The organism is Xanthocytophaga agilis, assembly GCF_030068605.1.
GTDB classification, from domain to species: domain Bacteria; phylum Bacteroidota; class Bacteroidia; order Cytophagales; family 172606-1; genus Xanthocytophaga; species Xanthocytophaga agilis.
Map to the genome: position 1 here is coordinate 339,358 of NZ_JASJOU010000011.1, position 12,093 is coordinate 351,450.

Sequence of the window (12,093 nt, forward strand, 5' to 3'; positions counted from 1 at the left end):
ACAATAAAGTCATTAGGCCATTCCCAGTTCTTGTCTTAAGAATATTGCGGTATGGCTTTCTTTGTTCTTTGCCACCTCTTCTGGGACTCCCTGAGCGATAATACGTCCACCGGCAGCTCCTCCTTCCAGTCCGATGTCCACAATATGGTCTGCAACTTTGATAACATCCAGATTGTGTTCAATAATCAATACAGTATTTCCTTTGTCTGTTAGTTTATTAAGTACATCCAGCAGATGCTGTATATCCTGAAAATGCAAGCCGGTTGTAGGTTCATCCAAAATATACATGGTTTTACCAGTATCCCTCTTGGAAAGTTCTTCTGCCAACTTCACTCGTTGTGCTTCTCCTCCAGACAGAGTAGTTGCATGTTGGCCCAGTGTGATATAGTCTAGTCCAACATCTTTCAGCATCTGTACTTTACGAAGAATTTTCGGTTGATTTTCAAAATACTCTACAGCCTGCTCTACGGTCATATCCAGTACATCGGATATAGACTTTCCTTTGAAGCGCACTTCCAGTGTCTGCCGGTTATATCGTTTCCCTTTACATGTTGGACAAGGGACTACCACATCCGGCAGGAAGTCCATTTCGATCATCTGCACACCTGCACCTTCACATGTTTCACAGCGTCCGCCTGCCACATTGAAAGAAAAACGGCCAGGTTTGTATCCTCTGATCTTTGCTTCTGGTAGTTCAGAAAATAACAATCGGATATCTGTAAAAACACCTGTATACGTTGCGGGGTTACTACGAGGTGTACGTCCGATAGGTGACTGATCAACTTCTATCACTTTGTCCAAATGCTCCAGGCCTTCGATGGAATCATATGGCATAGGCTCGCGACGGCTATTGTAAAAATGCCGGTTCAGGATTGGAAACAACGTTTCATGAATCAATGTTGATTTACCACTCCCCGAAACTCCTGTTACACAAATCATCTGTCCCAAAGGTAGGTTTAGTGTTACATTTTTCAGGTTATTTCCTCTGGCATTATGGAGTGTCAAAAACTTACCATTTCCTTCTCTTCGTTTTTCTGGTACTTCAATAGCTTTCTTTCCACTTAGATACGCAGCTGTAGTACTTGGCTGTTTAAGAAACTCTCTTGGAGTTCCGGCAGCTACTACATGTCCGCCATGACGACCAGCCCCCGGACCTATATCCAAGATATAATCCGAGTCCAGCATCATATCTTTATCATGCTCAACTACCAATACGGTATTGCCTATATCCCGAAGCTGCTGCAAGGATTTGATCAACCGAACGTTGTCCCGTTGGTGTAATCCGATACTGGGTTCATCGAGAATATATAACACTCCTACCAACTGAGTTCCTATCTGCGTAGCCAACCGTATACGTTGAGCCTCTCCACCAGAAAGTGTTTTCATTGGACGATCCAGCGTCAGGTAGGTTAATCCGATATCATATAAAAACCCGATACGTTTGCGAATTTCCTTCAATACTTCTGTAGCAATAATCTTTTGCCGTTCTGTTAATCGGGTCTCTACATCACTAAACCATTCCGATAGCTTATTAATATCCATCCAGGCTAGCTCAGCAATGTTTTTATCAGCTATTTTGAAATATAAGGCTTCTTTCTTTAATCTGGCTCCATTACATTCCGGACAGGTTCGTATGGTTTTATAATCTTGTACCCACTGCATTGTCTTTTCTGAACCGAATTCTTCTTGTTGTGTGAGGTAATGGATTACACCTTCATATTTGTACTCGTACATGGTTCCAGCATGCTTCTCACTGGGTATCTTATATGTACTGTCAGAACCGTACAATAGGTCTTTGATAGCCTCTTCTGAGTATTTGTTTAAAGGCGATGATAATGTCAGTTTATGCTTTTTTAATACGGGTTCCAGCTTCTTAAAGAACCATATATCTCTGTATTCGCCCAAAGGAGCTATAGCTCCTCGGGTAATACTTAGTGAATGATCAGGCAGTACGGCATTCGGGTCTATCTCTTCAATATTTCCCAAGCCATTACAAACCGGACACCAGCCATACGGGGAGTTAAATGAAAATGTATTGGGAGCAGGCTCATCATACGACAAACCACTGGAATCCATCAAAAACTGAGAGAAGGGTTGTACATTTCCACTCTCATCCTGTGTAAAGATAATTCCTTTTCCTTCTGTCAATCCTTTTCCAATGGATTGAGACAAACGATACCGGTCTTTATCTGTAACAATAATCCGGTCAATCACAATTTCAATATCGTGAATAGCATACCGATCCAGTTGCATCTTTGAAACAATATCCTGAATCTGTCCATCTACTCTAACTTTAGTATATCCTTTCTTGGCAATCTCCACAAACAACTCCCGATAATGCCCTTTACGCCCTTTTATGATTGGCGCCAGGATAGTTAGTTTTTGTCCATCAAAATGTTCAAGAATATGCTCAATAATCTGGTCCTGCGACTGACGGGTCATTTTCTCGCCTGTTTGATAAGAAAATGCCTCACCTGCCCGTGCATAGAGAAGGCGCAAAAAATCATAAATTTCTGTTACTGTTCCTACTGTAGACCGTGGGTTACGGGAAGTAGTTTTTTGCTCAATAGAAATAACCGGGCTTAATCCATTGATCTTATCTACATCCGGACGTTCCATATCTCCAATAAACGATCTGGCATACGCAGAGAAGCTCTCCATATACCGCCGTTGTCCTTCTGCATAAATCGTATCAAAAGTAAGAGAGGATTTGCCACTTCCACTGATACCTGTCACCACAATAAGTTTGTTTCGGGGAATGGTTACATCAATATTTTTTAGATTGTGTTCGCGGGCACCATATACTTCAATGCTTTCATAGCCAACCAGATCAACTGGAGAATTTGTATGTATGTCTGTTCCGTTAGAGGATATTACTTCTGTCAACTTTGGATTTTGTTTCTTTGCCATAATGTTCGTATTTCAAACAAGCCAATATAAGAGACAACTCTGAAATTATCAAAGAGGTTCGTATGATTATACGAATTGTCCTGAAAAGTTCTCTCTTAATCAGGTTATTAATAACTTATGTATTTGGCTAAAGCAAGACCAAAATGAAAATACCGTATTTTTCCCGTATATACGGGAAAAATACGGTATTTTCACACCTATTCAAATAAAAAATACTGAAAACCAGACACTTATAATATCTTAAATCTATCTACTTCGTCAGAGATGGCTCTGTCCTATTGCATCAGTCATATTTCTTTCTAATTTCACACCGAGCCTATCTATAATTACTAATCCCATTTATTCGCTCTATGCAAAATTACGAATTCAGTGTCAGAGACATGAAGGATCTGATTGCAGATGCATCCGATGATGATTTTGTGGTGATATCTGTTCAGTTTATGAGAGATCCCAATCTTCCAAGAAAAGAATTTTTGGCAAAAGTCATAGCGACAGTTTCATCTTCATCTAGTCTTGCAAAAGATGGAGGTGGTGGAATCCTTGGCTGTCCAACCCCTCCGGGCTGTGGTTAGTCATTGACTGATGTCTTTTCATCCAGTCAACATCCTATTGGCTGGATGAATGGTAGTTTTTAGTTGCTATGGAATATTGTTAATTCAATGTCATTTAAAGTAATCTTTTATCTAGACGTTATTTCTCCTTTTATACTTCTTTTCTTTGCATCACTCCGAAAAGTAGTATTCAGGAATGACTATGTGCTCTACTATATCCTGTTGCAGATTCTTCTGAATCTGGTAGCTAGTGCGGTAATAGACCTTTTTCACTATGAAAACAATTTATATGTGTACCATCTCAATTGTTTAACCTCATTTATAATTCTTTCTCTGTACTTCCATCAAATATTCAGGCATCAGAATTATAAGAAAGTAACGTTGATCCTATTAGGACTCTTCTTTGTTTTCTTTATAATCAATGTGTCATTATGGGAAAGCCTTGACGTCTTCAACAGTAACTCATTTTCTGTTGCAAGTTTTATTCTCACTATTTACAGTTTAATGTATTATCTTGAGAATCTAACATCTCCCCCTACTGAAAATATTCTCAAATCAAAAACATTCTGGTATACAACTGGTCTCTTTACCTATTATACTTGTAACTTCTTTATATTTATTACTTACCGGAAGCTTACCCAGGATAATATTACAGATACTGGTTTTTTGTGGCGCATACATAATATCGTATTTTTGATTATGTGTGTTTACGTTTTTATAGGGATATTATGCACACCCTCTCTGAAGAAATAAAAATAGTCCTAGCGATTACAGTCCTATTATTCGCCATCACTTTTTTTGTCATTGTATTTGTGCTAATCAGCCAGCACCAGCACAACAAATACCTACATGAAAAAGAAGAGTTGAAGAATATCTATCAACAGGAGTTATTACGCACCAGACTTGAAATTCAGGAACAGACATTACACTATATTTCTCAGGAAATTCATGATAATATTGGTCAGATTCTGTCACTGGTCAAACTTAATCTCAATACGGTTGGCCCAGTAAAGGATGAAAAGCTTCAATCCAAGCTCATCAATACAAAAGACCTTGTTGGAAAAGCATTACAGGACTTACGGGATCTATCTAAAACATTAAACACAGATATTATCATTCAGAGCAACTTTTCAGAAGCCATCGAATTCGAACTGGAATCTATTCAAAAAACGGGAGCCTGTACAACCTATATGGAAGTAAAGGGAGTAGAACGTAAATTGGACGCGCAAAAGCAAATTATTATATTTCGAATTGCTCAGGAAGTCCTGAACAATATTATAAAACATGCCAAAGCGCAGGAGATACAAGCATTTATTGATTATAGGTTAGATTCTTTTGAATTAATCATCAAAGATGATGGAACTGGCTTTGACATGGAAGAATTAAAAGGAGCTGATCTATATGAAAAAGGCTCGGGTATCAATAATATTTATACCCGAGCGAAAATGATACAGGCCGAAGTAACTATTAACAGTATTATTCAGGAAGGTACTACATTCAGACTTTTTATTCCAACGACCTCAACGATTTGAATATCTGATCATGCAACAACCTATAGGACAAATCCAGGTAGCACTGGTAGATGACCATAAATTATTTCGCCGGGGTTTGGTTGAATTAATCAATGGATTTACAGATTATAAGGTAGTATTGGAAGCTACCAATGGGAAGGAATTTATTCAGAAATTATCATCAGAGCCTCTTCCTGACTTAGTCTTGCTGGATGTCAACATGCCCGAAATGGATGGATATGAAACAGCAACCTGGCTACGAAAGAATCATCCTTCTATTAAGATACTGGTACTTTCCATGTATGATTCCGAAACGGCTATCATAAAAATGTTGCGTATTGGTGTAAGTGGCTATATTCTGAAAGATGCAGAAACTCATGAGTTAAAACATGCATTGGATGATCTGATTCAGAAAGGATTTTATTATTCAGATCTTGTCAGTGGTACACTGGCAAAGAGCATAGCCAAACCTATGGTAGAAACTCATGTGCAACACATTCACGGATTAAATGACCGGGAAATAGAATTTTTGAAGATGGTATGCACAGAGCTTACCTATAAAGAAATTGCAGATCAGATGTGTCTGAGCGTACGAACCATAGACGGATATAGGGAACATCTGTTTGAAAAATTAAATGTTCGAAGCCGTGTTGGACTTGTACTCTTCGCTATCCGAAGCAAAATTATAAGTGTATCGTAAATCTTAGTTAGTACAAGGAACTACTGACTAAGATTATACTGCATACGGAAGCCAAACCGTGTATCAGACCGAGGATAGGAAGTACTCACAACTGGTCTGTTCACATTGCGTTCAAAGTATACAGTTATATTCACACGTTGGTTAATTGCATACTGAATCGTTGGTTTGACTGATACCTGAAAGTTTCCAGCTACAGGTGTATTGACTCCCTGGAACCTGCGCTGAATCGTTTTCGAATCCAGGAATCGCACATCACATCGGAACTGCACATCGTTTTTCAGTACCCGTTGTTCTCCCTGCACCCGGAAAGGCAGTTTCAGATTGTTTTTGGTATATCCTATACTCACTGTCACATCCTGATTGGTAATCTCACTTACCTGACGACTAGATGTTATCAATGAAACTGTTCGCTCCCGGTTATAGGTAATGCCGGCTTTTATTTTACTGGTGGTCTGTACATCTATTCCAATCAGTGGCGAAAAACGTTCAGTAATAGTTACACGATCTGTAATATATACAGGAATATATGCACTATCATTCTCTACATCAACAATAGAACCTAATACATCCAACGACCCATTCAAACTCACCAATCCAGAAGAGGCATATTCCTGTGAAGTCCGGTAACTTCCTACACTATAGGTTGAAGAATAGGAATGTCTGATACTAAAAGAAGAAAATATTTCTTTAAATACTACCAATTTAGATAAACCTGCATAGGTAATATTCCAGTTAGGTAATGGAATCTTTGGGAATGCAGTTAACTTGGTTCTGTTCAAAGACTTTCCTGTATAGGCAGCAATAAATGCAGGAATAGCTACATCCTGTGAGGTGGTATCATATCTACCTTCACCTGTATTGAGCGAATTCAAGCGCCCTTTTAAAGCTATTGCATTAGACTCAAACAGATTAAAGACCTCTCTTCCATTTTTAAAGGCAGTGCCAATACTTACAAAAGAGATAGAATAGGAGCCTGAATTTACTGCATTCTGGCTGTTATATACAGCTGTTGTATTGGCATCGCTGGTATTTCTGAACAATTCAGTATAGTCAGAATTACGTGTGCGCTTTATGGAAACCCTTATTTTAAAATCCTTAAATGGTTCCAGATCTGATTGAGCTGAAATGTTTTCTATCCATGTTTGCTCAAATACGGTATTGAGCTGTGCACTTTGTGTAAGCCATCCATTTTTAGCAGCTTTCTGCCGGATTCCTGCGTCCTGGCTACCCAATAGGGTAAATCCTAGTCCGGGTGCCAGTAAAGAACTATCTAATCCCAAAAAACGAGTATGTGGCAGAAAACCAGGTAGCACAGTGGATTCATCCACTGTATAGGTAAACGTGATACTTCGGGCGGTCATTAACATCCGAATCAGATTCTTAAAAAGCTGGAATTGATACGTAGTCTTTACTGTATCTTTTCGAGCTACTACAGGTGCGCCAGCTTGTCCAGATGTTGAGCGAGCTGTAGGTCTGGCAGCAGCAGGGCGACGAGCTGGTTCATTTATTTTCTTCAGAAAAGGCAATTTGTTATAGAGTTTTAACAAATCAATACGACCATTCACTGCCCGCTGACGTGTATTTCCAATGGTATTACCCAGAAAAACACCTAGTGTATCTGCATACCCCAAAGAGGAAGCCGTGTACTGAAAAGTAGTACTATACTTGGCATCTGCACTCACCCAGTTCGTAATAGGAAACTTATCCAAAGGTAGTCGATAGGCGGCACTAGCCTGCTGTTGAAAGCTTTTCATCCGTCCAAAAGTTTTTAGAGATGACCATACGGAATCTTTCCTGGTAAAACCGGGTCTGATCTCAGTAGTATTGATCTCTCCCTCAGGCTCATCAATGATAGCATTGGCCGTTGCATTATACCCCAACAATAAATTACGGGTCAGATTCCATTGGAAACCATAGGTTCTGTTAAACAGGAAGGATTTCTGATAGATGGGGGCAATTCCTAACGTTGTTAATCCTGTACCAATGGTAGACAGATCTGCATTTCTATACTGCGTTTTAGTAAAAGAACGAACAAGATCTCCCCTGATCATAATATTAGAAGGTAAAAGATTAAAGTTAAAGTCCTTTAACCATTTCCAAGAAGGTTTATCAAGCGATTTTATTTTCTTAAAAGGTTCAATAAAAGTGGATGTAGTAGCAAATGTATATCCCAAGCCACCCCTTACTATTTTCTGATAATACAATACTGTAGTGATATTGGTTTGAGTTACATCATTATAGGAATAATTAAGCGCAAAGTTAGAGAGATCCCAGATATGACTCTTAGCCTGTGGATTGGCTTTTACTTTCTGTACATTGGTAAAGTTAATATTTCGTCGGGTAGTATTATCCTCTACCATCTTTCGAAATTCTTTTGCTGCATCTTCAGAGGTGCCAAACCTCGACTCTATTGATTCATCCAGCTTTACATCCGGATCTAATGGATTATATCGTGGAGTGACTCTGGTTCTTTCATAGCTCACATACATAGGAATCTTTATTCCCAGCCCTTTTGGAAAAAACTTATCCAGATTAATATTGGCACCTACATTGTAATGAGTCGTATTATCACGAGCTCTGGCAGAAATGCGTTGATCTATGCCACCAAATCCAAACGTAGTAATGTCTCCCACAGCAGAAATGGTAGCCACATCAGCCAGCTTCATATTCATCCTTCCTGTAGCAGCAAAACCACCTTCTTGATTAAAGCCTTCAATCCGTAACTCATCCAGCCAGATACAAGCTTTCTTTGGCTCCCTATCTGTAGAGGAATAATTTCGCATTCCAAGCATCATAACCTGTACTGCACTATAGTCTGGATTACCAACTACTGTAATCCGATACACCCGTTTGATTTTCCCATCACTACTAACCACTGTATCACTTTCTGAATAAGGCAATAAGACGCTGGTACCTTGTCGGTTACGATTTGACTTTACATGGGCCAGTAATTCCAAAGGAATATCTATTTCATTCTCAGAAGGCCAGATATTGGCAAGTGTAGTATCATTGTCTTTAGAGAAGTTCAGCTTAACCTCGATTTCGTAATAGTTGTCAGTATAATCTGTACCCAAACGAACAAAAGCTCTCAGGGGATCTGTACTGGATTTAGTTGTAGCGTCCTCTGTTTCTGCATGAATATACATTTTCAGACGTTTGTAACTCAACAGATCCAGGCTGGTAGTTTTATATACAGCCCGTGCGTCTCTATCCTGTAGTTCTTCCACACACAATCGCATGGACTGTTCATTTAACTGACGGTTATTCAGTGTTGTTGCATCATAATCTCTGGGTAAGTTAGGTGGTAATTTATAGGGAAAGAGGTTTCCACTCCCTGCAGTACTATTTTCTTCGACATTTACAGTCGCCAATGTAAATGTTGCGTCATAAGGCTCAACAGGAAGTTGTAAGCCTTTGTCAAATAAATCATCTGTATATACCCTCCACTGATTGGCAACCAATTGAAAGTTAGCCATACGAAATACGTGTGGCTGGGCAAAATTGGTCAGAAACATGCGCATAAAACGGATCGATTTAAAGCCGTCTATGTTTCCTACTTTATCTGTATACTCCCGCACTGGAATTCTGAACTGATACCACTTGATTCCGGTAGAAGGCGATTCCGTAATGGCAACAATATTATTTTGCCCCACTTGCATCTGATCTGGTACTACATGCACTTTATACTGATAATAGCTTTCCCCATCACTAATAGTCTGATCACTGTTAATATCTTCATTATCCGGAATAGTTGTAGCAGCTCTTGAATAGCTGGTAGTGGTAGCATCCGGAGAGTTCCCTTCATATCCATTAAATTTTTTATGACGCACCAATACATTGCCTTCATTAGAGTAGACATCATCCAATGGGTGAGCATAATCATCAGCAGAAGGGTCTGCTTCTACAATAGACTTAGCGGTACCACTAGTTACCGAGTTCAAAAATCGGCTGGCAAAGTAGGTATTTTCATCTGTCGAATTCAAACCGTCCAAGCCAATATCCTGTCGGTCTCGTACACCAGAGGTATTATCAAAGGCGTTGTTAATCCAATCACTGGCTGGCACTTTTCCCCACCAGGCCGTCTCTGTAACGGGATGATCTTCATCACTATCATTAATGGGCATTCCATTTTCAAAGAACTGTCGACTATCTTTCATTACATCTTCCGAGATATTGCCCAGATTAAAATAGATATCTCCTCCTTTTCTGTCTGATCCTTCATAGTCTTTATATCCATCATTAATCTTTCCATTTTCACCTTCAATGAAAGGATCCATCATCCAGAACTCTATGTATTGAATATTTGCGTTGTCAAAATCTGTATCATAGGTTATGCCTCTGGAAATAGAAGCCCAGTTTTTTTTGGGATCTGTTTTGAGTCTTCCCTGATCATCCAGGTTCGGATTATAGTTATACATTCCACGTTCCTGTGGATAATAAGCCAGATCCATAGTCGAAAGATTAGTAATTACAGACAACTGGCTTTGTTCAGGAAACACCTCTGTAGGCACAACTACACGTACATAATGATTGGATATGCTACTTTCGGTTACCCCAGTGGGTAAATCATCCCGATAAAATGTATTATCAATTGTATACCATGCTAGCTTAGCCCGATGATAGGTATAGAATAATGAATCAGTGGAAGACTCAGAAAATAACTGAGGAGTAGATCCAAGCCGCCATTTCTGTTGAGGCAAACGAGTCATATCGAAGGCCGTTTCAGAGGATTCAAAATCATCAATGTAAGCTTGATTACTTACCTTGGGAGCAACGCCTGGAAATAATTTGGCAAACTCCCCATTGAAGGTGATAGTCGACATTTCCTTGGTTGATACAAAAGGCAATTTGTCTATCATACGAGTCAGGAATCGAGAGTCTTTTTTCAAATTTACATCCAATCCTAGCATCGTATTATTAATAGGTTCATTGCCAATAGCAACCCGATGTAACAAAGGCCTTTCACGCAATCGCAGCAAAGTTGAACCAATCGAAAAATCCTTATCAAAGACATATTCAAAACGAGCTCCCATTAAAGTCCGAGCCTGATTCTGAAATAAGTCCTGCTGCTCAGAAGAGATCTTGATTTCTTCGCCTGACTGTAGGATGGCTTCATTTAGTATGGTTACATTGTCGTTTTCTACAATATAATCCTGGTTAAGAGTCAATTGCTTTCCTCCAGCTGTGACAACTACTGAACTCCCGTCTGCATTAACACCTCCCAATGATATCTGATTGGAGGATGTACTACTACTCTGGTATTGCCCTTTAATATAGAATTTATTCTTGGTTGCAGCCTGTTGCGCATCTGATTTTGTAGAAGTATATAATACATCAAAAGCATATTTGTTTACCAATGTTGCCTCGCTTACCGAATCGAGCCAGGCAGGGATAGTAGAAGTTCCCTGCTTATGTGGAGATATTAAATAATCAGAGCTAAAGGGTTCCAGCACAGGAAATATAACCCGACCGTATTGACTATTCATGGTTACGCCTTCAATCCAGTCAAAATTACCATCGGCCTGCGGATCGCTTTGTGAATTAAGGCGATCCAGATTAAATACTTGTAAGAGAGGGACATCTTTGGTATTAACTCCTTGCTGAAGGCTGGGGTTGTCAATACCTGTTAAATCATCTTTATAAATAATACGTAAATTAAAATTTGTTTGTGTTAATGAACCTGTTCCCAAAGAATATACGTTCTTCATCATCAGATTCCACGTAGGTAAATTGAGTTTGATTGAAGCCGGACGTAACATCTTCATATAAATCACCTGCTTCGGCTCTCTGGTGGAGTAGTCCTCTGTTAATTCTCCAACCTGATACGACTTACCCAGGTAAGTATATTCAAACGCCACTGCTAATACTTCATCATTTCGAAGGGCTGTATTCAGTGATAGATATCCCAACTGGGTATTGTATGTATATTCACTGGAGGAAAGTTTACGTGCACTACGCACCAATTCAAAGTCAGTTCCTTTCTTTAACTGAAATATACTACTCTGTAAAGCATTGCTTGCATTATCTACACTTCGGTAGGACTCATCAGCATTCACCTCACTATATAAGTTATTTGCATTATTAGCCATTGGAATCGTGGAAGTACTACCTGTAATAAAACTGTTATAAGAACTGGATTCTCCAAGGTCCAGAAAAGCCACTACATGGCGAATAGATTCTGTAGTTCCGGTTCTGTTAGTTATATACACTTCCATACGAGTGATTTGTATGCCCGAGTTTACAGCTGGTAAATTTCGTAGAGAGGGTTCATAAAGGTTACGAAAAAATTGCCCTAGAAAAAAGTGTCGATTATCCTCGTATTCGGATACTTTAAATTCAAACTTCTTGTTCTGTACGCCACCACCTTGTAAAGTTGTCTCCGAAACTTTAGCTCTCTGATTAGCTAGAATCCCTGTTACTC

5 protein-coding genes are annotated in these 12,093 nt (G+C 39.3%); 3 read left to right on the forward strand and 2 right to left on the reverse strand.

The annotated features are described in order from the left end of the window. Positions 1–12 precede the first annotated feature (12 nt). On the reverse strand, positions 13–2,910 hold the full coding sequence (gene uvrA, locus QNI22_RS27505; protein WP_314515760.1) for an excinuclease ABC subunit UvrA: 2,898 nt from the start codon (positions 2,908–2,910) through the stop codon (positions 13–15). A gap of 350 nt (positions 2,911–3,260) precedes the next feature. Here uvrA and QNI22_RS27510 point away from each other — a divergent pair, with 350 nt between their 5' ends. From QNI22_RS27510 to QNI22_RS27520, 3 genes are all read left to right on the forward strand, one after another. Next, complete coding sequence (locus QNI22_RS27510; RefSeq protein WP_314515762.1) at positions 3,261–3,482, forward strand: hypothetical protein; 222 nt, start codon at positions 3,261–3,263, stop codon at positions 3,480–3,482. Positions 3,483–4,189: 707 nt separating this feature from the next. Beyond that, complete coding sequence (locus tag QNI22_RS27515; RefSeq protein WP_314515764.1) at positions 4,190–4,993, forward strand: sensor histidine kinase; 804 nt, start codon at positions 4,190–4,192, stop codon at positions 4,991–4,993. Positions 4,994–5,003: 10 nt separating this feature from the next. Next, entirely contained in the window at positions 5,004–5,672 is a 669-nt protein-coding gene (locus tag QNI22_RS27520) for a response regulator (RefSeq protein ID WP_314515765.1), read from the forward strand. A gap of 20 nt (positions 5,673–5,692) precedes the next feature. Here the strand turns inward: QNI22_RS27520 and sov are convergent, their stop codons facing one another. After that, positions 5,693–12,082 (reverse strand): T9SS outer membrane translocon Sov/SprA, encoded by a 6,390-nt coding sequence (gene sov, locus QNI22_RS27525; RefSeq protein ID WP_314515774.1) that lies wholly within the window; start codon positions 12,080–12,082, stop codon positions 5,693–5,695. Positions 12,083–12,093 lie beyond the last annotated feature (11 nt).